Below are 23461 nucleotides of genomic sequence, written 5' to 3' on the forward strand. Positions count from 1 at the left end.
CGCGTGCGCAACATCCCGCCCCGGCGGCACCCTCCGGCCTCGCCGGCGTTTGAGGCGCGGCCTCGGGCGTATCCGGCTCCGCCGACGCCGTGGGGCGCAACCCCCCAGCCTCGCCGGCGTTTGAGGCGCGGGGTTTGGGGCGGAGCCCCAAGAACAACCCGGCTCCGCCGGGCACCGGGCTCCGCCCGGACCCGCGCCTCAAACGCCGGCGAGGCTGGAAGTTGCCCCTCGGGGCGCCGGCGAGGCTGGAAGTTGCCCCTCGGGGCGCCGGCGAGGCTGGAAGTTGGCCCTCGGGCTGGGGGTTGCCCCACGGGCGTCGGCGAGGCTGGAGGTTGGGCGCCGGCCGGGCTGGAGGCCGCAGGGCGTCGGCGAGGCTGGGGGTTGCGCCCAGGGCACTGGCGCGGCTGGGGCCCGGCAGGGGAGGGGCGTGCCGGGGCGGCGTACGGAGTGGCGGTGGCGTGACGCGCGGCTTCTCGTCGGTCGGTGACGACGCGACAGTTTTTACTGACGCGTAACTTCCCCCTTCTGCTACCCGCCCGTAATTTGGCGAGTGCAGCTCACCATGTGATCCGGATCACGGGCGAATCCCCACGCACGTCCCCATTCCCCCCGCAAGGAGATCACTCGATGCTGCCCTGGAGACGACTGCTCGGACCGCTCACCGCCCTGATGCTGGCGGGCGCCGTCCTCACCCCCACCGCGGCCGCAGAAGCCGCATCCGCCCCCGGCAGCGGCTGGAACAACTGGTCCTGCAAGCCGTCCGCGGCCCACCCGCGCCCCGTGGTCCTGGTCCACGGCACGTTCGGCAACTCCGTCGACAACTGGCTGGCCTTCGCGCCGTACCTCGTGCACCGCGGCTACTGCGTCTACTCGCTCGACTACGGGCAGCTGCCCGGCGTGCCCTTCTTCAACGGGCTCGGCCCGGTCGAGAAGTCCGCCCGGCAGCTCGACGTGTTCGTCGACAAGGTCCTCGCGGCCACCGGCGCGCCCGAGGCCGACCTCGTCGGACACTCGCAGGGCGGCATGATGCCGCGCTGGTACCTGAAGTTCCTGGGCGGCGCCGACAAGGTCAACGCCCTGGTCGGACTCGCTCCCGACAACCACGGCACGACCCTGTCGGGGCTGACCGCGCTGCTGCCGTTCTTCCCCGGCGCCGAGGACCTGATCAGCGCGGCCACCCCCGGACTCGCCGACCAGATCGCCGGCTCCGACTTCCTGACCCGGCTCAACGCGGGCGGCGACACCGTCCCCGGGGTGACGTACACCGTCATCGCCACCCGGTACGACGAGGTGGTCACCCCCTACCGCAGCGGGTTCCTGGACGGGCCCGCGGTGCGCAACGTCGTGCTCCAGGACCTGTGCCCGCTCGACCTCTCCGAGCACGTCGCGATCGGCCTGACCGACCGGATCGCCTTCCACGAGGCCGAGAACGCGCTCGACCCGGCGCACGCCGAACGGACCACGTGCGCGTCGGTCTTCGACACCGATTGACGCGCAAGCGGTCCGACTCGGTCCGACTCGGGCTGGCCCGGTCCGACTCGGACCGGGCCGGTCCGTCAGCGGCCGTGGCGCCCGCCGCCGGCCCGGCGCCGCACCGACGCGAACAGCACCGCCGCCCCGACGGCCAGCGCTCCGGCACCGGAGACGGCGATCAGCGGGGTGGCGGAGCCGCCGCCGGTCTCGGCCAAGCCGCGGTCCAGCGGCGACGCGCTGCCGTCGGCCGCCGGCTCGTTGCCGCCCGCCGCGTCCCCGGCCCCGCCACCGGTGGTCCCGCCGCTCGTGTCCCCGGCCGTCCCGCCGGTGGCGCCTCCGGTCGTACCTCCCGACGTGCCCCCGGTGGTCCCCGTGGTCCCCGTACCCCCGGTGCTCCCGCCGTGCGTGCCGTGCCCGCCGCCCGTCTTCCCGGCGTCCTTCTCGATCCGGTCGTCGGTGGGCGCGGAGGCCGTGGGAGCCGCCGGGGTGGGCGCGGGCGACTGCTTCCCGCCCCCACCGCCACCCGTACCGCCCCCGCCGCCGCCCGCGAAGACCACGTCGGAGCAGGTGTAGAAAGCCTCCGGGCTGTCCGAGCGCTGCCAGACGCTGTAGACGAGGTGGCGGCCGGACTTCCGCGGCACCGTCCCGGTGAACACGTAGTCACCGCCCCGCATCCGCGGGTCGGTCACCCGCGCGAACGGCTTCGCCTCCAGGTCCGACCACTTCAGCGGCTTCGACGGGTCGTACCCGTCCTTCGTCACGTACAGCGCGAACGAACCCCGGTGCGGGGCCGTGCCCTTGTAGCGGAAGGTGTGCCTGCCCGCCGACATCCGGCTCGCGGGCCAGTCCCGGCGCGCCAGGTCCAGCCCGCGGTACTTGGAGTTCCCGGCCGAGCACAGCTTCCCGTCCGGGATCAGCGCCTTGTGGCGGCCGGCCGCGTTGGCGATGCTGACCGCGTTCCAGTCGTAGAACGCCTGCGGCCCGCTCGCCGCCACCGCCGCCTTGCAGGCCGCGGACCTCGGCGCCTCCGGGCCCTCCGCGTAACAGGCGGCCACCCGGCTGACCGGATCCGTCATCGAGCCGTGGGCGGCGGCGGGCGCGGCGGCGAGGCCGGCCAGCGCGAGCGGCGCGAAGCCGAGGGCGGTGACGGCGGCGGCCGTGCGGCGAGCGGTCATGGAGCTTCTCCTTCGGGTGGCGCACATCGTGCCTGCGACACGCAAGCTAGCCGCCGCACCCCCCGAAATCCGGGCCCGCCGGCCGCCGACGACGATCCTTAGGATCCGCTTAAGGCCGCGGTAAGCAGCACCTCAGACTCGGCCCGTCGCGGGGCCGTCCCACGCGCCCGGGCCCGCCCCGCGGCGGGCGCTCAGGCCGTGGGCAGGACGAAGCGGCGGACGACCTCGAAGCTCAGGTTGTTGTAGCCGGTGAAGAACGGGGCGACCGTCACTTCCGTGCCCACGGCGTCGTCGCGACCCACCACCCGGGACTGCCGGGCCGTCCGGTCCAGCTCGGGGCCCTGCACCCGCCCCAGCCGCACCGTCTTGGTCAGCCCGTCCGCCTGCACGTCGAGGAAGCAGTCCCACACGCCGGGCGCGATCGGCGCGCCCCCGTCGATCGTCGCCAGGTCCGCGTCGGCGCGGAAACCCGCCATCTCCAGGTCCACCCCGCGCTTGGCGCCGTCCGCCGCCAGGTCGGGCGACGGGCACGCGACCGCCGGGACCCGGAGCTCGCGGCCGGTCGCCCGCTCGCGCAGCAGCAGCCGACTGGCCATCCGCCCGGTGCCCAGCGCGTCCACGTACGCGTACCCGGTCAGCCGTACCCGGGTGTCCTTCCAGGTCATCGTCTGGAGGCGGTGGCGGGCCTTCAGCTTGGCGGTGACGTCGTACAGCTTGTCGGGCAGCCCGGCCACCGGGTCGCGGAACAGCGGGAACCGGCGGTACGCCCGGCCGCCGTCGACGAACAGCTCCGCCGGGTTCTCCGCCGGGTCGTACGCCGACAGCTCCGCGAACGCGTCGAACTTGCCCTGCGTGAAGCAGTACAGCCGCAGCAGGTCCAGCGCCGACAGCTCGCCGGCCATGTCCGGGGTCCAGTACGCCTCGCAGAGCGCCCGGCCGCGCCCGTAGACCTCCGCCGTGTACGCCGGGTCGTTCCGGTACGCCCGGGCCGCCGGCATCAGGGCCTTGCCGACCAGGTTGCGGAAGTGCCGGCCGAGCATCCGGCGGCGGCCCACCGGGTCGGTGACCCGGTCCGAGACCATCCGCATGACCCGCTCGATGTGCTGGATGCTCTCGTTCGCGGTCCGGTGGCGCGCGGTGATGTTCTGCCCGTCGTCGCGCCGCCGCAGGTAGTAGCAGTCGTAGTCGCCGACCACGGAGATGCGCTCGGCCTCCAGGTAGGCGGCGGTCACGAAGATCTGGTCCTCGCCGAACCACAGGTCCTCGGGGTAGCGGATGCCTCCGTCCCGCTCCAGCAGCTCCCGGCGGAACAGCTTGGCGCTGTGCAGCGAGCGGTACACCTCGGACGTGTACAGGTCCGCCTGCTCCAGGTGCTTGTGCGCCTTCTCCGCGACCGACCGGCCCAGCCCGACCACCTTCGCGAGCACGATGTCGCTGCCCTGGGCCTCGGCCATGGCCAGCAGCCGCTCCAGGGCCTCCTCGCCCAGGTAGTCGTCGGAGTCGACGACGTACACGTACCGGCCGCGCGCCAGGTCGAGCGCGCGGTTGCGGGGCGCGCTGGGACCGCCGGAGTTCGGCTGGTGCAGCACGCGGACGTGCGGGTGCAGGGCGGCGAAGCGGTCCAGCTCGGCGCCGCTGCCGTCGGTGGAGCCGTCGTTGACGGCGATCACCTCGATCCGCTCGGCGCCCAGCGTCTGCGCGGCGATCGAGTCGAGGCACTGCGTCAGGTACGGCATCGCGTTGTACACCGCGACGACCACAGAAATGTCCGGTATGGGCCCGACCGGTCCGCTCGGCAGAGGGGCGTGGGGAAGGAAGGAGCTCATGTGCCGGAAGATCCCATTTCTGCGCAGTGAGGACGGGCCATTGGGGGAAAGTATGGACCTAAGCTCATACGACATGACCGACCAGCCCCCGGCGCACAACCGGACACAACCGCAGGAACACCCCCAAAGAAACCCGGGGATGCGGCCCGGGACACACCTCGCGCCCCGCCCCGCCACCGCGGCCGACCTGCCCGCCGTCCGCGACGTGACCGACGCCGCCTACGTCCACTACGTCGAGCGCATCGGCATCCGGCCGGCCCCGATGGACGCCGACCACGCCGCCGGGATCGCCGCCGGGCACGTCTTCGTCACCGGCGACCCGGTGGCCGGGCTGGTGGTCCTGGTCCCCGCCGCGGACCACCTCTTCCTCGACAGCGTCGCCGTCCACCCCGCCGCACACGGCACGGGCCTCGGCCGGCACCTGCTCGCCTTCGCCGAGACCCGCGCACGCGCACTCGGACTGCCCGAGATACGGCTCTACACCAACGCCCTGATGTGGGAGAACCAGCGGATCTACCCGCGCTTCGGGTACGAGGTCACCGAGCGCCGGGTGGACGGCCCGTACGACCGGATCCACTACCGCAAGCGGCTCACTCCGTAGCGGCGGCGGCCGGCCACAGGGCCCCGAACCCGCCCTGCCGGGCCAGCGCCTCCAGCTCGTCCAGGGCCGCCACGGCCTGCGCCGCCGCGTGCGGATCGCGCTGCGCCAGACCGCTCTGCGCGAACTCGTCCTCGTCAAGCCGCAGCACCTCGCCGCCGTCCGCGGACACCCACAGGTCGAGGTCGAGGTCCTCGATGCGGACCTCGCCGCCCTCGACGACCGCGGGCCGGGTCACGTCGCAGTACCAGCCCTTGAGCACGCCCGCGCCGGTGCGCACCTCCTTGACCGCGTACCAGCGGTCGCGCCAGAAGTGCTCGGTGAACACGTCACCCGGCTCGAAGCGTACGAAGCCGAAGTCGCGGACCCCCTCGGCGGCCCAGGGCGCGCGCACGCTGACCCGGCTGCCGTCGTCGGAGAGCAGCCCGGCCGGGTACTTGATCTTGACCCGGCCGGCCTTGCTCAGCACCACGGTCACCTCGTTCGTCTTGCCCGTCTTGCCCGTCTCGTTCGTCACACTTCCCCCAGGGTCTTGGTGTACCGCACCTCGGTGGCGCAGATCTCGTAGCCGAACCACTTGTTGACCGCGAGCATCGGCTCGTTGCCCGTGTCGTTGCCGGTGAACGCCTCGGTGCAGCCCGCCGCGCGGGCCCGCCGCAGGGCGGTGTGCTTGGCGAGCTTGGCCAGCCCGCGGCCGCGGAACGCCCGCCCGGTGCCCGTCATCGCCGAGGAGCAGCGGCCGGCGCCATCGGTCACCAGCGCGCTGAACGCGGCCGGCTCGCCGTCGACCAGGGCGACCGTCGTCAGCTCGCGGTCCAGGTCCGGGTTCTGCCAGACGTGCCGGAGCCAGTGGTCGTAGTCGTCGAGGAGGGTCCCGACGTCGCCCGGCTCGTCGAGGGTGGTCTCCGCGTCCAGCCGGAACAGCGGGCGCGGGTCCGCCGCGAAGGCCGACGCGGGCCGCAGCTCCACCCCGGCGGGCACCGGCCCCGGCTCGGGCAGCCGGCCCGCGGCGAGGTCGAGGCGCAGGAAGTGGGCGGAGCGGCTGGGCGCGTAGCCCTGCCGGCCGGCGAACTCGCGGTACGCCGGCTCGTCGAGCACCCACGCGTACACGGTGGTGGCGCCCCGGCCCGCGAGGTGCTCCTCGGCGGTCCGCAGCAGCAGCGAACCCGCGCCCCGGCCGCGGTGCGCGGGATGCACGTACGCGTTGACGTACGACTGGCCCGGCTGGTCGCTCTCGTGCGCGATGCCGACCTGCGCGGTGCCGAGCACCTCGCCGTCCCGCTCGGCGATCAGCAGCCGGTGGTGCTGCCCGGGGTGGGCGGAGGCGAGCTCGAACGCGACACCCGGCGGGGTGGCGATCATGAAGGGGAGGGCGGCGCGGCGCACCCGTACGACGGCCCCGGCGTCTGCGGGGTCGCCGGGCCGCAGGTCACGGACGATGACGGTCATGTGAGCCGACGCTACGTCCGGCGCCGGGGCGGGCGCCTCCGAATTTCGCGCGGTGCGCGAGAATCGGGGCGTGACCTCGAAGAGCGTGAGCCTGAAGATCTCCGTCGACCCGGCCGGATCCACCGCACCGTACGAGCAGGTGCGCGCGCAGATCGCCGACCGGGCGCGTACGGGCCGGCTGCCGGTCGGCTTCAGACTGCCGACCGTACGGGGGCTGGCGGAGGAACTGGGCCTCGCCGCCAATACGGTGGCGAAGGCGTACAAGGCGCTGGAGGCGGACGGGGTGATCGAGACCCGTGGGCGCAACGGGACGTTCGTCGCGGCGGCGGGTGACGCGGCGGTCCGCGAGGCGGCCGGGGCGGCGCAGGCGTACGCGGAGCGGGTCCACCGCCTGGGCCTCCCCCAAGCCCAAGCCCTCTCCCTCGCCCAAGACGCCCTACGCGCCCACTACACCCCCTGACCCCCGGCCGGGTCGGCGCCTTGGGGTGCAACCCCCAGCCCTTGTCTGCGCTGCGTGCGGCAATTCCAGCCTTGCCTCCTCCCCCCGGGGGCCAACCTCCTGCTCGCCTCCCCCCGGGGGCCAACCTCCTGCCTCGCCGCCCCCGGGGCCAACCTCCTGCCTCGCCGGTGCCTTGGGGCGCAACCCCCAGCCTTGTCGGCGCTGCGTGCGGCAATTTCCAGCCTCGCCGGCGTTTGAGGCGCGGGGTTTGGGGCGGAGCCCCAAGGACAACCCGGCTCCGCCGGGCACCGGGCTCTGCCCGGACCCGCTCCTCAAACGCCGGAGGGGCTGGGGGTGCGCCGGAGGGGCTGGACGTTGCCGGCGAGGCTGACATTGCGCCCCGGGCAGCCGGTGGGGGTGAAGGGGCGCGGGGTCGGAACCGCGGGTGGTCAGAGGTAGAGGCCCGCGTTGGGGGAGGGGGGTTGGGAGGGGACGGAGGCGGGGGTGGTGCCGCGCCGCAGGGCGAAGAGCTCGGCCAGCGTCGCCCCCTCCCGCGCGACCCCCTCCTCCGTACCCAGCCAGTCCACCGACTCCCGCCGCGTCAGCGGCCCGACCTCGATCCGCGCCAGGCACCGCCCCGGCCGCACCACCGCGGGATGCAGCCGCTCCAGGTCCTCGTTGGTGGTGACGCCGACGAGGACGTTGCGGCCCTGCCCGAGCAGCCCGTCGGTCAGGTTCAGCAGCCGTGACAGCGCCTGCCCGGCCGTGTGCCGCGCCTCGCCGCGGATCAGTTCGTCGCAGTCCTCCAGCAGCAGCAGCCGCCAGCGGCCCCGGGACGTGCCCTCGTCCTCGCCGATCGCGATGTCCATCAGGTACCCGACGTCGTTGAAGAGCCGCTCCGGGTCCAGGACGCAGTCCACCTGGCACCAGTCCCGCCAGGACCGCGCGAGCGTGCGCAGCGCGGAGGTCTTCCCGGTGCCGGGCGGCCCGTGCAGGAGCAGCAGCCGGCCCGCGATGTCGTCGGGGGTGATCTTCATCAGCCGGTCCATGGCCTCGGCCACCGGCGCCGTGTAGTTGGGCCGTACCTCCGCCCAGGTGCCGGCGCCGATCTGCCGGGTGGTGCGATGCGGGCCGCGGCGGGGCGAGACGTACCAGAAGCCCATGGTGACGTTCTCGGGCTGGGGTTCGGGTTCGTCCTGGGCGCCGTCGGTGGCCAGGGTGAGGGTGGCGGCGGCGAGTTCCTCGGTCACGGCGGTGACGGTGACGTCGGCGCCGCGGTTCCAGCGGGAGACGAGGACGGTCCACCCCTCGCCCTCGGCGAGCGTGGCGCTGCGGTCGGTGTCCTTGGTGGAGCGCAGCACCCGGGCCCCCGGAGGCAGCAGTGTCGCCCCGGACTTGACCCGCTCGATGGTCACGCTGTGCGAGTACGGCTGCTCGCCCGTCGCGAAGCGGCCGAGGAAGAGGGCGTCGACGACATCCGAGGGCGAGTCGCTGTCGTCGACGCTGAGCCGGATCGGCAGCGCGTGCCGGGGGTCCTCAGGGATGGCTGACATGGCGCCCATGATCCGGCACGAACTGTCCGCACGCACCCGTGTTTCGCCGGTTCGGCCGCACAACTCATCGAGCGAAACCAGCGGGTGGTGAAGGTTTTCCCGGGTATTCCCCCCATCTCCTCCCCGGAGATTCTTGGCATGGACACTTCCAGAAGGTCCGGGTCGGCGCTACGACGGGAGTGGCAGAAAACGTGTTAGGGGAGGGTCCATGAAACTGTCACGGTTCGCGGCGTTCTCAACCTCGTTGCTCCTCGCGGCATCCGCCGCCCTGCTCGGCGCCGGCCCGGCGCAAGCGGCCGGACCGGCCGCGTCCTTCGGCTATGTGGCGCTCGGCGACTCGTACTCCTCCGGAGTCGGCGCCGGCAGCTACGACAGCGCCAGCGGCAACTGCAAGCGCAGCACCAAGGCCTACCCGGTCCTCTGGAAGAACGCGCATTCACCCGACACGTTCGCCTTCACGGCTTGTTCGGGCGCTCGTACGGGTGATGTCACGGGGAGTCAGCTCGCCCCGCTCAACGCGGACACCGACCTCGTCAGCATCACCATCGGAGGCAACGACGCCGGCTTCGCCGACGTCATGACCACCTGCGTGCTCCAGTCCGAGTCCACCTGCCTCAGCCGCATCGCCCAGGCGAAGGCGTACGTGGACAGCACCCTGCCCGGACAGCTCGACACCGTCTACAACGCCATCCACGCCAAGGCCCCCAACGCCCGCGTGGTCGTCATCGGCTACCCCCGCTTCTACAAGCTGGGCGGCAGCTGCACCACCGGCCTGTCCGAGACCGAACGCTCCGCCATCAACGGGGCCTCCGACTACCTGAACGCGGCGACCGACAAGCGCGCCCGCGACCACGGATTCGCCTTCGCCCCGGTGGCGGGCGCCTTCACCGGCCACGAGATCTGCTCCGGCAGCGCGTGGCTGCACAGCGTCAACTGGCTCAACATCGGCGAGTCGTACCACCCCACCGCCTCCGGACAGTCCGGCGGCTACCTGCCCGTCTTCACCTCGGCGGCCTGAGCCCCCACGGCTCGAGCCCCACGGCCCGAGCCCCGGCGGTGCCCGCGGCCGAACCCGTGGCGGGCGCCGCGCCCGTCCCGTGGCCGGGAGGCGAAGAAGAGGCGGAAGGAGAAGGCGTGCCGGAAGGGGAGGCCCCGTCGGTCGGCGGAGCCTCCTCGCACGTCACCGTGAACTCCGCCCACGGCGAGTCGGCGGCGGCCGGCAGCCGCACCTCCAGCCGCACCGCGTCCCTCAGCACCCCGCCGGCCCGGTACGCCGTCACCGTGTACCCGACCGTGCGGGTCCGCTCCGTACCCGCGCCCAGCACGAGCGCCTCCCAGGCCGTGGCGGGCACCCCGCCGTCCCGGGCCGCCCAGCGGTACTCGACGCGGGCCGGCAGCCTGCCCACCTCGACCAGCCCCCGGAAGCGCGGCGCCCGCTCCGGCACGGGCGGGCAACCGCCCGTGTAGTACGCCCGGTCGGTGAGCAGCCGGATCCGGACGCTCTGCTCGTGCGCGCCGCCCGGGGGCGAGGCCGAGACCGTCGAGGCCGCCGTCCCGGCCGTGCCTCCCGCTCCCGGCCCCGTGCCGTCCGCACCGGTCGTCGCCGGCGCCGGGCCCGCCGCGGTACCCGTCCGGCCGCCCGCGTCGCCCCGGTCGTCCGCCGTGCCGCGGTCCTTCACCAGCAGCCACACCAGCGCCGCGAGCGCGAGCAGCAGCGCGAGCGTCCCCACCGTCAGCACCAGCCCGGCCCGGGTGGGACGCGCCGGATCAGCCGGACCCGGCTGCGCCACGGCGGCCCCGGACACGGTCCGGGCGTACGGGACCCCGGTGCGGGCGCCCGGCGGGTACGGCCCGGGCCCGGCCGGCTCGGTGACGGCACCGGGCGCCGGCCCGGAGGCGCCGGCCGACGGCCCGTCCACGGCCCGTACCGCACCGCCCGCGCCCACGATCCGCAGCATGCGGGCGGCTTCCGCCGCGGGCAGCCGCCCGGCCGGGTCCTTGCGCAACAGCCCCTCGATGACGGGCGCCAGCGGGCCCGCCAGCCGGGTCGGCGGCGGCTCCTCCTCGACGGCCGCGCGCAGCGTGTTCAGCGCGCTGTCCCGGCGGAACGGGGAGACGCCCTCCACGGCCGCGTACAGCAGCACGCCCAGCGACCAGAGGTCGGACTCCGGCCCGGGATCGCGCCCCAAGGCCCGCTCCGGCGCCAGGAATTCGGGGGAGCCGACGACCTCGCCGGTCATCGTCAGAGCCGCGCTGCCCTCCAGCCGGGCGATCCCGAAGTCGCTGAGCACCACCCGGCCGTCGTTGGCCAGCAGCACGTTGGCCGGCTTCACGTCCCGGTGCAGCACCCCCGAGGCGTGCGCGGCCCGCAGCGCCGTCAGTACCTGCGCGCCGATGTGCGCCGCCCGCTGCGGGGGCACCGGGCCCTCCGCGGCCAGCGCCTCCGCGAGGGACAGCCCGCGGATGAGTTCCATCACGATCCACGGGCGGCCGTCCTCGGTCGCCACGTCGTAGACGGTCACCACCCCGCGGTGCGAGATCCGGGCCGCCGCCCACGCCTCCCGCTCCAGCCGGGCGTACAGCCGGCGGATCTCGGGGGCGTCGAGCCCGGCCGGGGCCCGCACCTCCTTCACGGCGACCTCGCGGCCCAGGACCTCGTCCCGGGCGCGCCACACCGTGCCCATGCCGCCCTGCCCCAAGGGGCCCAGCAGCCGGTACCGGCCCGCCACCACCCGCTCACCGCTCGGTACTTCGGTCACGGAGCCCCCTGTCGGCGCGCAACGCAATCGGGCGATCACTCCAAGTTAGACCAGCGATCGTCCTTTGCCAGCCCGTCGGTTCGTAACGTTCGTTCAACTCTCCGCGGGGCGGCCCGGATCGGGGTCGGATCGGGGTCGGATCCGGGGTCCGGTGGGGGTCTCGCGGGCGTCCGGCGAAGTGTGGGTGCGGAGAGTAACGGTCGACTTCGGTGAGTGAGCGTCAAATGTGGTGCTGTGACGGTCAAATCACCCTCCCGGGATACCCGACTGCGCCGAGAGGGCGATAGGGTTAACCTGCCCGGGCCGGGTGCCTTCGTACGGGTGGGGAGAGACATGGAACAGATAGCGATGCGCAGCAGGCCGCCCCGCGTGCCTGCCATCACCTGCGGCAGCAGTGCGACCAGTTCGCGGCTCGACCGCCACCTCGCCGTGCTGGGCGGACCCGCCGTCCCGCACCGGGACGCGGCCGAAGCGACCCTGCTGATGCGCGAACTGACGGCGCGTGACCACACGCACGTCCACCGGAGCCGGAGCGCGCGCGTGTCGCTGTTCGCCCCGCTGCGCCGGCTGCGCCGTTCGCTCTTCGGCAGCCGCCGCTGACCCCGCCCCACCCGGCACCCCGTCACCTGGCCTCAGGCGATCACACCGTCCCGGCGTAGCCCGTCGAGCTGCGCGTCCGTCATCCCCAGGGCGCGCAGGACGGCACCGGTGTGTTCGCCGAGGGCCGGCACCGCACCCATCAGCGGCTCCGGCCCGCCCGGCAGCACGATCGGCGGCAGCAGCGCGCGCAGCGGCCCGGCCGCCGTGTCCACCTCCCGCCACCGGTCCCGCGCGGCCAGCTGCGGGTGCCCGGCCAGCCCCGCCACCGAATTGAGGCGCGCGCAGGCGATCCCGGCCGCCTCGAGCCGCCCGATCGCCGTCCCCGCGTCCAGACCCGCCAGGGCGGCCGCCACCACGGCGTCGGTCCGCTCCCGGTTCGCGGTCCGCGCCGCATTCGTCGCGTACCCCGGATCCTCGGCCAACTCCGGCCGCTCCAAAACCTGTTCGGCCAGCCGCCGCCACTCCCGGTCGTTCTGCACCGACAGCAGCACCAGGCTCCCGTCCGCCGTCGGATAGGCGTCGTACGGCGCGATCACCGCATGCGCGAGACCGGTACGGGCGGGCTGCACGCCGCCGTGCATGGTGTGGTGCAGCGGATGGCCCATCCACTCGGCCAGCGCGTCGAGCATCGACACCTCCACCGGGCCGCCGCGGCCGGTGGAGCCGCGCCGCAGCAGCGCCGCAAGGACGCCGGAGAACGCGTACATCCCCGCCGCGATGTCGGCCGCCGGGATGCCCGCCTTGACCGGCTGCTCCGGCGTCCCGGTCACCGAGACCAGGCCCGCCTCGCACTGCACGAGCATGTCGTAGGCCCGCTTGTGCGCGTACGGGCCCTGCGGGCCGTACCCCGAGATGTCGACGGCGACCAGCCGTGGATGCCGGGCGCACAGCGTGGCCGCGTCGAGCCCCAGCCGGGCCGCCGCGCCCTGGGCGAGGTTCTGCACGAACACGTCGGCGTCCGCGACCAGCCGCCCGACCAGCTCGCGGCCGCGCGGGTCCTTCAGGTCGACGGCCACCGACTCCTTGCCGCGGTTCGCCCACACGAAGTGCGAGGCGAGCCCGGCCGCCGCCGTGTCGTAGCCGCGGGCGAAGTCGCCGCCGTCCGGGCGCTCGATCTTGACGACGCGGGCGCCGAGGTCGGCGAGCTGGCGGGTGGCGAACGGCGCCGAGACGGCCTGCTCGACGGCGACGACGGTGATCCCGTCGAGGGGGAGCGGCTGTGGGTGCCCGGCGTGGTGCGCCGAGGGAGCCGGCGCGGAGGGCGGCGCGGGCTTGGCGAAGGGAGCTGACATGACATGCAGGCCTATCGGCTGGCACCCCGCTCTGTCACCCCCCGATATCCCGCCTTTGAGGCGGTACGCCCCTCTATGGTGTCCCTCGCCTGTCATCCCGTGCCCGCCGGAAGGGCCGCCCGCGCCCCGCAGTGCCGCCCACAGCGCGGCCGCACCCCCCCGCACGCCGTGCCCTCGGCACCGCCACCACCGCCGACTTCCCGAGGACCGTCCTCTTCCCCCTCACGCCGGTGCCCTGACCGGCCGGCCGCGGCGCCCGCGGTGGGCCCGGTGTGGGACCGGGCCGCGGCGCCCGGTCCCCGGCGCGTCAGTCCCGGCCGCGCGCGAACCGGCGCGCGGCCAGCGGTACGAACACCGCCAGCAGTGCAAGCGACCAGCAGAGCGCACCCGCGACCGGGTGTGCCACCGGCCAGGACGCCCCCGCGGCAGCCTCGCCGCCCGCGTTCCCGCACAGGTGGCGCACGGCCGTCGCCACCGCGCTGATCGGGTTCCACTCCGCGACCGCGCGCAGCCAGGCGGGCAGACCGCCGGTGGGGATGTACGCGCTCGACAGCAGCGGGAGGACGAAGGTGGCGCTGCCCAGTTGCCCGGCCGCCTCCTCGCTCGGCGCGAGCATGCCGAGGTAGGCGCCCACCCAGGCGGTGGCGAACCTGAAGAGCAGCAGCAGCCCGAACGCGCCCAAGGCGCCGGGCACGCCGCCCTCGACCCGCCAGCCCACCGCGAGCCCCACCAGCATCAGCAGCACCATCCCCGCGGCGGTGGTCACCAGGTCCGCGGCGGTCTGGCCCAGCGGCACGGCGGCCCGGCTCATGGGCAGCGTGCGGAACCGGTCCATGACCCCGCGGTGCGCGTCCTGCGCGGCGGCGAACATCCCGGTCATCAGCCCGTTGGCGGCGGTCGCGGCCAGCAGCCCCGGCACCAGGAAGGAGCGGTACTCCGCGCCCGGCACCGCGAGTGCGCTCCCGAAGACGTACCCGAAGAACAGCAGCATCGTGATCGGCATGGTCTGGGTCATGATCAGCAGGGCGGGGGCGTGCCGCGCCCGCTGGAGCTGCCGGCCCAGGACGGCCGTACCGTCGTACAGCACCGTGCTCATGCGGCTCGCTCCCCGGTCGGGGCGGTCAGGCGCAGGAAGACCTCGTCGAGGGTGGGCGGGCGCAAGGTGGCGTCCCACACCGGGACCCCGGCGCGGTCGAGTTCCCGGACGATGCGGGGCAGGGTCAGCGCGGGGTCGGTGGCGACTGCTCCGACCGTGCGGCGCGCCGGATCGAGCACCGGCCGGGCTCCGGTCAGCCGGTCGAGCACGGCCGCGGCCGCGGCGGGTTCGGTGCCCTCGGCGACCGTCACCTCGGCGTAGGAGCCGATCCGCGCCTTGAGCGCGGCGGGCGGGCCGGTCTCGGCCGCCCGGCCCCGGTCGACGAGTACGACCGTGTCGGCCAGCCGGTCCGCCTCCTCCAGGTACTGGGTGGTCAGCAGGACGGTGGTCCCCTCGTCGGCGAGGGCCCGGACCGCCTCCCAGACCTGGTTGCGGCTGAGCGGGTCGAGGCCGGTGGTCGGCTCGTCGAGGAACAGCACCCGCGGCCGGGTGAGCAGTCCGGCGGCGAGGTCGAGCCGCCGCCGCATGCCGCCGGACCAGGTGCGGGCGGGCCGGCCGGCGGCTTCGGACAGGCCGAAGCGCTCCAGGAGTTCGTCGGCGCGGGCCCGGGCCGCGGCCCCGCGCAGCCCGGTCAGCCGGGCGAACAGCCGGAGGTTCTCCCGGCCGGTCAGATCCCCGTCGACCGAGGCGTACTGGCCGGTCACGCCGATGCTGCGGCGCACGGCCGCGGCCTCGCGGGCCACGTCGTGGCCGGCGACCAGGGCTCGGCCGGCATCCGGTCGCGTCAGGGTGGTCAGGACCCGCACGGCGGTGGTCTTGCCGGCTCCGTTCGGCCCGAGCAGCCCGCAGACGGATCCCTGCGGCACGGCGAGATCGAGCCCGCGCAGCGCGCGCACGGCGCCGTAACTCTTCTCCACACCCTCACTAAGTACGGCGTACGTAGTTGTCATGCCGGCCACCCTAGCCCACTACGTACGGTGTACGTAACTAGGATGGTGGCGAGGTGATGATCAATGACTCCCAGCGGCCGCCCCGCTGTACCCGAGGTGATCTGGGCCCGCCCCGAGCGGGCCGGCCGCGGGCCGCGGCCCGCGCACAGCCGCGAGTCGATCGCGGCGGAGGCGGTACGGATCGCCGACGTCGAGGGGATCGACGCGGTCTCGATGCGGCGGGTGGCGGCCGGCATCGGCGCGGGCACCATGTCGCTCTACAACTACGTGCCGCGCAAGGAGGACCTGTACGAGCTGATGGTCGACGCCGTCAGCGCCGAGTACGACTACCCGGCGCGGCCCGCGGGCGACTGGCAGGCCCGCCTCCTGCACCTGGCCCGGCAGACCAGGGCGCTGATGCACCGGCACCCGTGGCTGCCCCGCTTGATCTCACCGGTGTACGGATTCAGCCCGCACGCGCTGCGCTACCTGGAGTACTCGCTCGCCTGCATGGACGGACTGGAGATCGCCGCCGGGCAGAAGATGGAACTGATCGCGTCCGTCAACGGCCTGGTGACGACCTTCGTGTCGGGCGAACTGGCCACCGCCGAGCGCAGCCGCTCGCTGCCGTGGACCGAGGACCAGGACCGGGCGGTGCGCGGCGCCTACCTGATGGGGCAGGTGGCCACGGGCCGCTATCCGCGGCTGGCGGAGGCGCTCGGCGAGGGACTGGCGCCGCAGGACATGGACGAGGTCTTCGAGCGCATGCTGCGGAGGCTGTTCGGCTCGTTCCTGCCCACCGCGCCCTGACCGACCGCGCCCTGACCGACCGCGCCCTGACCGGCCGCGCCTTGACCGCCGCGTCCTGACGGCCCGCAGACCGCCCGACCGTGCGCCGATCGCCCCCGGGCCGACTGCCCGCGGCCGTCAGAGCAGGGCGAACTGGCCGCCCGGGCCTTCCTCCTGATGGTCCAGCACCGACGCGGGCCGGCGTGCGGCGGCCGGGACGGGCAGCACGCCGGCCGCCCGCAGCTCGGCCACGCCGATGTGGTCGGAGGGGTGGGTGAGGTGGGCGAGACGGGTGTGGCCGACGCCGTCCGCGTCGCCGTCCGCGCCGTCCGCGCCGTCCGCGCCGTCGGCATCTGAGGCATCGGAGGCATCGGCATCGGCGTCGACGTCGGCTGTGGCGCCGGTGGCACCGGCCGCGGCGGGATCCGTCAGCAGGGCCAAGGTCGTGATCAGGCCGAGCAGCTCGGAGGTCCACTCCTGCGGCCACCGGGTGGGTCCCAGCGCCGCCAGCCCGGCCCCGTCGCGGTGCGCGGTCCGGGCCGCGAACCACCGCTCCAGCACCCGGCCGCCGCCCGCCTCGAACTCCCACACCTGCGCCGGCACCGGCGAGACCACCCCGGTGCCGAGCCGCAGCTCCGCCGCCTCCGCGTCGTACGACAGCTCCCCGGGCCGCTCCGGCACCGCGGCCCGTACGTACGGCCGACGCCCGCCCGGCAGCTTCGGCGGCTCGCCGCCCCGGGCGCCCGCCAGCTGGACCCGCAACAGCCGGTGACCGCGCTCCAGGCCGGCCCGCCAGCCCGCCGCGTCGGCCGGCAGCGGCACCTCCAGGCCCCGCGGCCCCGGGCGGGCCGCCGCCAGCGCCCACGACAGCACGTCCTCCGGCGTCACCCAGCACCGGTACCGCTCGCCCAGCAGGTCGAGCAGGCCCGGCGCGAGATTGGGCTCCGCGCCGCCCGGCCGCCGGTGCAGCGGCCTGATCCGGCCCGTCCGCCCGGCCGGCAGCAGCGAAGTGGCGACCAGCGGGACGCCCGCCGCGCCGCTCTCGACGAGGAACACCTGCTGCTCGTCCCACACCCTCCACAGCTCCGGGCGGGCGGCGTCGATCAGTCGGTGGTCGGGCAGCAGCCACTGCGCGTCGAACGGCTCGGCCAGCACCCGTACGGGCTCCGGGAACGCGCCGGGCGCCTGCGCGAACCGTCCGGTCGCGCCGCGCTGGCCGGGCAGCGCGGCCGCCCCGCTGCGCGGGCTCCGGGCCCGGGTCGGCACGAACAGCTCCTCGCGCTGCCGCCCCTCGGCGGCGGTCAGCGCGGTCCAGCGGTCCCGCAGCGTACGGGCGTCCGGGGCGAGTACCCAGGTGCGGCCCAGCCGCAGCGGGGCCACCGACCACGGCAGCAGGTCGTCCAGCAGAGGCGCGTCATCGCTCACCGCACGCATGGTAGGGGCTGCCGTACGGCGGCACACCGTACCCGGGCCGGTTCGCGGCCGGCGCGCTAGGCTCCGAAGAGGGGCACATGCGGCGACCGAGGAGGCGGCATGAGCCAGTACGACGAATACACGACCCCGTCCCAGGCCGAGGGCGAACGCCTCGACGAGGACATGGACGACACCGAGCGGAGGCAGCGGCAGCACCCGCAGACCACGCGGACCACCCCCTCCCAGGCGGAGGGCGAGCGCGCCTCCGACGACGACAAGAAGTGACGCGAAGCAGCGACGCAGTCACTGGTTGAGCCACCGGTGACGCGGTGCGGGGAGGTGATGCGCGCGGGCGTCAGTGCGCGTCCATGGTCACGGTGAACGAGAAGCGGTCGCCGCGGTAGCGGATCCGCGCGACGTCCACCACCCGGCCGTCCTCGTCATACGTGACGCCCGTGTAGTGCAGGATCGGGCTCAGCAGCGGCACCTCCAGCAGGTCCGCCGTCGCCGGGTCGGCGAGCCGCGCCTCGACGGTGTCCGTGATCCGGCTGATCCGCACCCCGACCACGTCCCGCAGCACCTTCGTCATCGGCCACCGCTCCAGGTCGGCGACGTCGACGGCGGCGGCCAGCTCGGGCAGTACCGCGTTCTCCGCCCAGTTCGTCGGCTCCCCGGTCTCCCCGTCCCGCCGCAGCCGCCGGTACGTGACGACCTCGGCGGCGCCCGGGAAGTACTCGGCGAGCTCCCCGGGCACCGGCCCCCGGCCATGGCCGAGGACCGTCGTCAGCTCGCCCGACTGCTGGGCCACGATCGCGTCGACCGAGCCCAGCAGCCGTACCGGAGCCCCGCGCTGCGCCCCCGGCTCGATGAAGGTGCCGCGCCGGCGGTGCCGGCTGATCAGCCCCTCCGCCTCCAGCTCCTTGAGGGCCTGGCGCATGGTGAGCACGCTCACCCCGTAGTGCTCGGCGAGCTGCTCCTCGGTGGGCAGCCGCAGCGAGGCGTCCGGGGTGCGCCCGAGTATCGAGGCGCGCAGTGACTGCGAGACCTGGTACCAGAGGGGCAGTTTCCGGTTCAGGACCAGCGAGTCGGGGGCGAAAGCGGTCACGCGGGGTTCTCCGTACGGGCGGGGCGACGTGCAGGAATGCTAAGCCCGCTCAGGCCCCCGCCGCCCGGAAGTGACGCTGGAGGCCCTGCCAGACCTGGTCGTACCCGCGCTGGAGGTGCGTGGCGGACGCGGCCTGGGGGGTCGCGGTGATCGGCCAGCGGGTCTCGAACATGAAGGCGAGGCCGTCGTCGATCTTCTGCGGCTTGAGGTCGGCGGCGCTGGCCTTGTCGAAGGTCTCCCGGTCCGGTCCGTGCGCCGACATCATGTTGTGCAGCGAGCCGCCGCCCGGCACGAAGCCCTCCGCCTTGGCGTCGTAGGCCCCCTCGATCAGGCCCATGTACTCGCTCATCACGTTGCGGTGGAAGTACGGCGGCCGGAACGTGTCCTCGCCGACCAGCCAGCGCGGCGCGAACACCACGAAGTCGACGCTCGCCAGCCCCGGGGTGTCCGACGGCGACGTCAGCACGGTGAAGATCGACGGGTCCGGGTGGTCGTAGCTGATCGTCCCGATGACGTTGAAACGGTGCAGGTCGTAGACGTACGGGACGTGCGTGCCGTGCCAGGCGACGACGTCGAGGGGGGAGTGGGTGTACGTCGCGGACCAGAGGTTCCCGCAGAACTTGTTGACCACTTCCACCGGGCCCTCGACGTCCTCGTACGAGGCGACCGGTGCCTGGAAGTCGCGGGCGGCGGCGAGGCCGTTGGCCCCGATCGGGCCGAGGCCGGGCAGCTCGAAGGGCTGACCGTAGTTCTCGCACACGTAGCCGCGGGCGGTCGCGTCGAGCAGCTCGACGCGGAACCGGACGCCGCGCGGGATCAGCGCGATGTGGCCGGGCTCGGCGCGCAGCTTGCCGAATTCGGTGTGCAGCAACAGGCCGCCGCGCTCCGGGACGATGAGCAGCTCGCCGTCCGAGTCGCTGAACACCCGGTCGGTCATCGAGGTGTCGGCGGCGTACAGGTGGACGGCCATGCCGGTGCGCTGGGTCGCGTCGCCGTTGCCGCCGAGGGTCCACAGGCCGGCCAGGAAGTCGGTGCCCGGGGCCGGGTCGGGCAGCGGGTTCCAGCGCAGCCGGTTGGGGTCGGGCACGGTCTCGGTGAACGGCGCGGTGCGGAGGCCGCCGTTGTCGGTGCGCACGAAGGGCGGGTGCGCGGCCGAGGGCCGGATCCGGTAGAGCCACGAGCGGCGGTTGTGGGTGCGCGGCTCGGTGAAGGCGCTGCCGCTGAGCTGCTCGGCGTAGAGGCCCAGCGGAGCCTGCTGCGGGGAGTTCCGCCCGATCGGGAGGGCTCCCGGCACGGCCTCCGAGCTGTGCTCATTGCCGAAGCCGGTGAGGTACTCCAGTCCCTCCGCCGTCTTCCTGGCCTGCTCGTTGCCGCCGCTCATGTGCCCGCTCCCGCTCTGCCGAAGGAATCCTATGGTCGACAGTAGGATTCCGCGGCCCGTCCGTCAACGGTGCCTTGATCCAGGCGGCGGGCGAGCGGGGGCGGGCAGGTGGTGTGCGGGCGGGTGGTGTGCGGGCGGTCGGCGCCCAGGGGATTCGTCGTGCCGAGGGGGCTCCCAAAAGATGAACATTGCTCTACTCTCACGCGCATGTCGTGGATCCGCAGGTTCCCTGCCGTGCCGGCGGCGCTGATCGCCGCCCTCCTCGCCCTCGTCGCCCTGGTGGCAGCCGCGCCCGCGGCGCAGGCCCACGAGGAGCGGCCCGTCACCTTCCCGGACGGCTCGGGCAGCGTCCCCGCCTACCGCACCGGCGAGCCCGACCTGCTGGTCTGCAAGACCGACCGGGCCGTCTTCACCCGCCGCATCGCGGGCTTCCCCGACGCCCTGCGCCGGCGCAACCTCGCCCTCTTCGAGCGGTGCCTGAAGAGCGGCTACCGGCACATCCAGCAGGCCGTGGACGCCGTGGACCGGCCCGGCATGAACATCGCGATCCTGCCCGGCCTCTACGAGGAGGAGCCCTCACTCCCCAAGCCCACCGGGGACTGCGCCCGCCTCAAGGCCTCCGACTCCTCGCTCGGCTACCAGATCCTGTCGTACGAGCAGCAGCTCCGGTGCCGCCACAACCAGAACCTCGTCGCGATCCTCGGCAAGACGAACCTGCAGATCGAGGGCACCGGCGCCTCCCGCCTCGACGTGGTCGTCGACGCCAAGTACCAGAAGCTCAACGGGATCCGCGCCGACAAGTCCAACGGCATCTACTTCCGCAACTTCACCGCCCAGCGCACCACCTTCAACTCGCTGTACGTCCTGGCCGGCGACGGGTTCGTCATCGACGACGTCCTCACCCGCTGGAACGACGAGTACGGCTTCCTGACCTTCGCCAGCGACCACGGCCTGTACAAGAACTGCGAGTCGTACGGCAACGGCGACTCCGGCATCTACCCGGGCAGCGCCTCCGACATCAACGACGGCCGCGGCTACGACGTGCCGCGCCACTCCATCGAGATCACGAACTGCCGCAGCCACCACAACATGGTCGGCTACTCGGGCACAGCCGGTGACTCCGTCTGGGTCCACGACAGCGAGTTCGACCACAACATGGGCGGCGCCTCCATGGACAGCGCCTTCCCCGGACACCCCGGACTCCCGCAGAACCACGCGAAGTTCGAGCGCAACCTCATCCACGACAACAACCAGGACTACTACCGCCACGTCGCCGACGGCACCTGCGCCAAGCCGCCCGCCGAGCGCGGCTACGAACAGGGCGTCGTCTGCCCCCAGATATCCATGCCGCCGGGCACCGGCATCATCACCGCGGGCGGCAACTGGAACATCTACGAGAAGAACTGGGTGTACGGGCACGACCGCGCCGCCTTCTTCCTCAGCGCCGTACCCGCCTTCATCCGCGGCGAGGAAGCCTGGTCCAAGCAGGCCGACACCTCCCACCACAACCGGTACGCGGGCAACATCCTCGGCAAGGACCGGTCCGGCACGTCCCGGCCCAACGGCATGGACGTCTGGTGGGACGGCCAGGGCCGGGGCAACTGCTGGCAGGACGGCCCCGACGGCTCCACCCCGGGCACCCTGCCCCAGTGCGGCGGGCAGCGCGGCGACGTCTCGGGCGCCTCGGCCCGCCTCGCCGGCGAGCCCGTCAAGCTGGTCCAGCTCCTCGTCTGCGCCGACTACAACGTCCAGGCGCGCCGCCTCCCGGCCGGCTGCGACTGGTACGGAGCACGCGGCCTGGAGCGCGTCGAGACCCAGATCGCGCTGGCCGTGGCGGCGGTGCTCGCCCTCGTCGGCGGGGTGCTGTGGTGGCGCCGGCTGCGCCGCGACCGGCTCGGCACCGTGTGCACGGCCCTCGGCGCCGCCGGCCTCGCCCTCGACGTCGCCGGATCCACCACCGCGCTGGTGCACACCCCCGTCCCGGCCCTCGCCCTGCTGCTGATGGGCGTGTGGTGGACCGGCGCCGGCATCGCCCTGCACCGCGAACGCCCGTGGCTGGGCCGCACGACGGTCGCCCTCGGCGCCCTCACCCTGCTCGACGCCTTCGACAAGGCCGTCCTGATGATCCCGTGGATCCCGCTGAGCCCGGCCTGGTTCCGCGGCCTCCTCGCCCTGATCTGGGTCCTCTGGGCCGTAACCGCCTCCGCCCGCCCCACCCCCACCGACCCTCCCGCCCCCGCCCCCACCGAGTCTCCCGCCCCCACCGAACCCCCCACCCCCACCGCCGAACCCGCCCCCACGTCCACCGGCCCCACCACCCACCCCCGCCCCGAAGGCGGTGCCGCGTGAGCACCCCGACCGACCCGCACCGCCCGGTCAGCCGCACCGGCACGGCCGGCGAGCGCGTCCCGGGCCCGGGCCAGGCGGCTCCGGCCGGACCGGCCGCATCCGCGGGCTCCCCGGGAGGACTGGCCGGTGGGGCGTGCGGAGTCGGCGGGGCGTGCGGGGTCGGCCGTCCGGTGGCGCGCCGAGGTCCGGCGCCGGCGCGGTGGCGGGGGGCCACCGCGCTTGCCGCTGCCCTGCTCGTAGTGGTGGCCGCGGCCGGCTGCGGCGGCCGGGCCACCACCCACCACAAGCCCGGCACCAGCCACGAGCAGGCCACCGGCACCGCGGGCACCCTGCTCACCACCGACGACGGCACGGGCCACCGCCTCCGCGAGGTCCCGGCGGCGGGCGCGCCGCAGGTGGGCCTCGAAGCGCGTCCCGACAGCGAGGACGGCTGGAACCTCCAGCTGACCGTCCGGAACTTCCACTTCACCCCGGACAGCACCGGCGGCGCCGCACTGCGCGGCGCCGGCCACGCCCACCTCTTCCTCGACGGCCGCAAACTGGCCCGGCTGTACGGGCCCTGGTACCACCTGCCGGCCGCGCAGGTGCCCCCGGGCACGCACACCCTGACCGTCCGCCTGTACGCCGACGACCACACCGCCTGGGCCGTGGCCGACCGCCCCGTCGAATCGACCGTCCGCCTCGCCCCCGGCCCGGGCACCGGAACCACCGGCGGCCACGCGCACGGCACCGCCCCGCCCACCGCCCCGCCAACGGCCGCCCCGGCCCGGGCCGACCGGACCGTCACCGTGACCGTCCACGACGGCCGGGTGACCCCGGCCCCCGGCCGCATCTCGCTCACCCGCGGCCAGCGCGTCGCCCTCCTGGTCACCAGCGACCAGGCGGACACCCTCCACGTCCACGGCTACGACAAGGAACTGGCCCTCCCCGCCGGCGAACCGGCCACCCTCGTCCTCACCGTCGACCGCACCGGCCTCTTCGAGGTCGAGACCCACGAATCGGGCCTGGTCCTGACCCAACTCCTGGTCCGGTGACCACCCCCGTGCCCCTCACCTCCCTCTCCGCACCCCTCACCTCCTCCCTCGCCCTGCCCCTCACCACCCCAGCCCTCACGACCCCAGTCCTCACCGAACAAGCCTCTACCGGAGCCTCTACCGGAGCCGGCTCGGTCGGGCAGGCTCTGGCCGGACAAGCCCAGGCCGGACCAGGCCTGTTCGGATCGGCAGCCGCCGGAT

At 74.3% G+C, this 23461-nt stretch carries 21 protein-coding genes; 9 read left to right on the top strand and 12 right to left on the bottom strand.

The window, feature by feature from the left end:
* Window positions 1-627 precede the first annotated feature (627 nt).
* Window positions 628-1491: an esterase/lipase family protein gene (locus tag OG764_RS27530; protein ID WP_328971113.1), complete on the top strand. Its 864-nt coding sequence runs from the start codon at window positions 628-630 to the stop codon at window positions 1489-1491.
* A gap of 65 nt (window positions 1492-1556) precedes the next feature.
* On the opposite strand, the gene OG764_RS27535 is transcribed toward OG764_RS27530, so the two are convergent.
* Both OG764_RS27535 and OG764_RS27540 read right to left on the bottom strand, forming a co-directional pair.
* Window positions 1557-2648 (bottom strand): lytic polysaccharide monooxygenase auxiliary activity family 9 protein, encoded by a 1092-nt coding sequence (locus tag OG764_RS27535; RefSeq protein WP_328971114.1) that lies wholly within the window; start codon window positions 2646-2648, stop codon window positions 1557-1559.
* A 191-nt stretch (window positions 2649-2839) separates the two neighbouring features.
* Complete coding sequence (locus tag OG764_RS27540) at window positions 2840-4474, bottom strand: glycosyltransferase (RefSeq protein WP_328971115.1); 1635 nt, start codon at window positions 4472-4474, stop codon at window positions 2840-2842.
* Between the two features lie 139 nt (window positions 4475-4613).
* Here OG764_RS27540 and OG764_RS27545 point away from each other — a divergent pair, with 139 nt between their 5' ends.
* Window positions 4614-5075, top strand: a complete 462-nt coding sequence (locus OG764_RS27545; RefSeq protein ID WP_328971116.1) for a GNAT family N-acetyltransferase — start codon at window positions 4614-4616, stop codon at window positions 5073-5075.
* Here the strand turns inward: OG764_RS27545 and OG764_RS27550 are convergent.
* Window positions 5065-5589 (bottom strand): DUF402 domain-containing protein, encoded by a 525-nt coding sequence (locus tag OG764_RS27550; protein WP_328971117.1) that lies wholly within the window; start codon window positions 5587-5589, stop codon window positions 5065-5067. The genes OG764_RS27545 and OG764_RS27550 overlap by 11 nt on opposite strands.
* A complete protein-coding gene (locus tag OG764_RS27555) occupies window positions 5586-6521 on the bottom strand; it encodes a GNAT family N-acetyltransferase (RefSeq protein WP_328971118.1) in 936 nt (311 codons plus the stop codon). The genes OG764_RS27550 and OG764_RS27555 overlap by 4 nt, the downstream gene beginning before the upstream one ends.
* An 85-nt stretch (window positions 6522-6606) precedes the next feature.
* Between OG764_RS27555 and OG764_RS27560 the strand changes: the two genes are divergently transcribed.
* Entirely contained in the window at window positions 6607-6981 is a 375-nt protein-coding gene (locus OG764_RS27560) for a GntR family transcriptional regulator (RefSeq protein ID WP_328973200.1), read from the top strand.
* 428 nt (window positions 6982-7409) lie between these two features.
* Here the strand turns inward: OG764_RS27560 and OG764_RS27565 are convergent, their stop codons facing one another.
* Complete coding sequence (locus tag OG764_RS27565) at window positions 7410-8513, bottom strand: DUF5925 domain-containing protein (RefSeq protein WP_328971119.1); 1104 nt, start codon at window positions 8511-8513, stop codon at window positions 7410-7412.
* Window positions 8514-8721: 208 nt separating this feature from the next.
* Here OG764_RS27565 and OG764_RS27570 point away from each other — a divergent pair, with 208 nt between their 5' ends.
* Window positions 8722-9531 carry an SGNH/GDSL hydrolase family protein gene (locus tag OG764_RS27570; protein WP_328971120.1) on the top strand — a complete coding sequence of 270 codons (810 nt, stop codon included), beginning with the start codon at window positions 8722-8724 and terminating at the stop codon, window positions 9529-9531.
* Here OG764_RS27570 and OG764_RS27575 read toward each other — a convergent pair.
* Complete coding sequence (locus tag OG764_RS27575; RefSeq protein ID WP_328971121.1) at window positions 9515-11272, bottom strand: serine/threonine-protein kinase; 1758 nt, start codon at window positions 11270-11272, stop codon at window positions 9515-9517. The genes OG764_RS27570 and OG764_RS27575 overlap by 17 nt on opposite strands.
* A gap of 333 nt (window positions 11273-11605) precedes the next feature.
* Here OG764_RS27575 and OG764_RS27580 point away from each other — a divergent pair, with 333 nt between their 5' ends.
* The gene (locus tag OG764_RS27580) at window positions 11606-11872 is read left to right on the top strand and encodes a hypothetical protein (RefSeq protein WP_328971122.1); all 267 of its coding nucleotides are present in this window, start codon (window positions 11606-11608) and stop codon (window positions 11870-11872) included.
* Window positions 11873-11904: 32 nt separating this feature from the next.
* Here OG764_RS27580 and OG764_RS27585 read toward each other — a convergent pair whose 3' ends face one another.
* The 3 genes from OG764_RS27585 to OG764_RS27595 form a co-directional block, all read right to left on the bottom strand.
* Window positions 11905-13164 carry a CaiB/BaiF CoA transferase family protein gene (locus tag OG764_RS27585; RefSeq protein ID WP_328971123.1) on the bottom strand — a complete coding sequence of 420 codons (1260 nt, stop codon included), beginning with the start codon at window positions 13162-13164 and terminating at the stop codon, window positions 11905-11907.
* 307 nt (window positions 13165-13471) lie between these two features.
* A complete protein-coding gene (locus tag OG764_RS27590) occupies window positions 13472-14260 on the bottom strand; it encodes an ABC transporter permease (RefSeq protein ID WP_328971124.1) in 789 nt (262 codons plus the stop codon).
* Window positions 14257-15210, bottom strand: a complete 954-nt coding sequence (locus OG764_RS27595) for an ATP-binding cassette domain-containing protein (protein WP_328971125.1) — start codon at window positions 15208-15210, stop codon at window positions 14257-14259. Before OG764_RS27595 ends, OG764_RS27590 begins: the two co-directional genes overlap by 4 nt.
* Window positions 15211-15273: 63 nt before the next feature.
* Here OG764_RS27595 and OG764_RS27600 point away from each other — a divergent pair, with 63 nt between their 5' ends.
* Complete coding sequence (locus OG764_RS27600; RefSeq protein ID WP_328971126.1) at window positions 15274-15999, top strand: TetR/AcrR family transcriptional regulator; 726 nt, start codon at window positions 15274-15276, stop codon at window positions 15997-15999.
* 117 nt (window positions 16000-16116) lie between these two features.
* Here OG764_RS27600 and OG764_RS27605 read toward each other — a convergent pair whose 3' ends face one another.
* Window positions 16117-17412 carry a type ISP restriction/modification enzyme gene (locus OG764_RS27605; RefSeq protein WP_328971127.1) on the bottom strand — a complete coding sequence of 432 codons (1296 nt, stop codon included), beginning with the start codon at window positions 17410-17412 and terminating at the stop codon, window positions 16117-16119.
* Between the two features lie 99 nt (window positions 17413-17511).
* On the opposite strand from OG764_RS27605, the gene OG764_RS27610 reads away from it, so the two are divergent.
* Complete coding sequence (locus OG764_RS27610; RefSeq protein WP_328971128.1) at window positions 17512-17676, top strand: hypothetical protein; 165 nt, start codon at window positions 17512-17514, stop codon at window positions 17674-17676.
* A 70-nt stretch (window positions 17677-17746) separates the two neighbouring features.
* Here OG764_RS27610 and OG764_RS27615 read toward each other — a convergent pair whose 3' ends face one another.
* Complete coding sequence (locus OG764_RS27615) at window positions 17747-18496, bottom strand: GntR family transcriptional regulator (protein WP_328971129.1); 750 nt, start codon at window positions 18494-18496, stop codon at window positions 17747-17749.
* A 49-nt stretch (window positions 18497-18545) separates the two neighbouring features.
* The gene (gene hmgA / locus OG764_RS27620) at window positions 18546-19877 is read right to left on the bottom strand and encodes a homogentisate 1,2-dioxygenase (protein WP_328971130.1); all 1332 of its coding nucleotides are present in this window, start codon (window positions 19875-19877) and stop codon (window positions 18546-18548) included.
* A gap of 207 nt (window positions 19878-20084) precedes the next feature.
* On the opposite strand from hmgA, the gene OG764_RS27625 reads away from it, so the two are divergent.
* Window positions 20085-22226 carry a right-handed parallel beta-helix repeat-containing protein gene (locus tag OG764_RS27625; RefSeq protein ID WP_328971131.1) on the top strand — a complete coding sequence of 714 codons (2142 nt, stop codon included), beginning with the start codon at window positions 20085-20087 and terminating at the stop codon, window positions 22224-22226.
* Window positions 22227-22396: 170 nt separating this feature from the next.
* Window positions 22397-23260 carry a hypothetical protein gene (locus OG764_RS27630; RefSeq protein WP_443056250.1) on the top strand — a complete coding sequence of 288 codons (864 nt, stop codon included), beginning with the start codon at window positions 22397-22399 and terminating at the stop codon, window positions 23258-23260.
* The last annotated feature ends 201 nt before the right edge of the window (window positions 23261-23461 follow it).

The organism is Streptomyces sp. NBC_00239, assembly GCF_036194065.1.
Classification (GTDB): domain Bacteria; phylum Actinomycetota; class Actinomycetes; order Streptomycetales; family Streptomycetaceae; genus Streptomyces.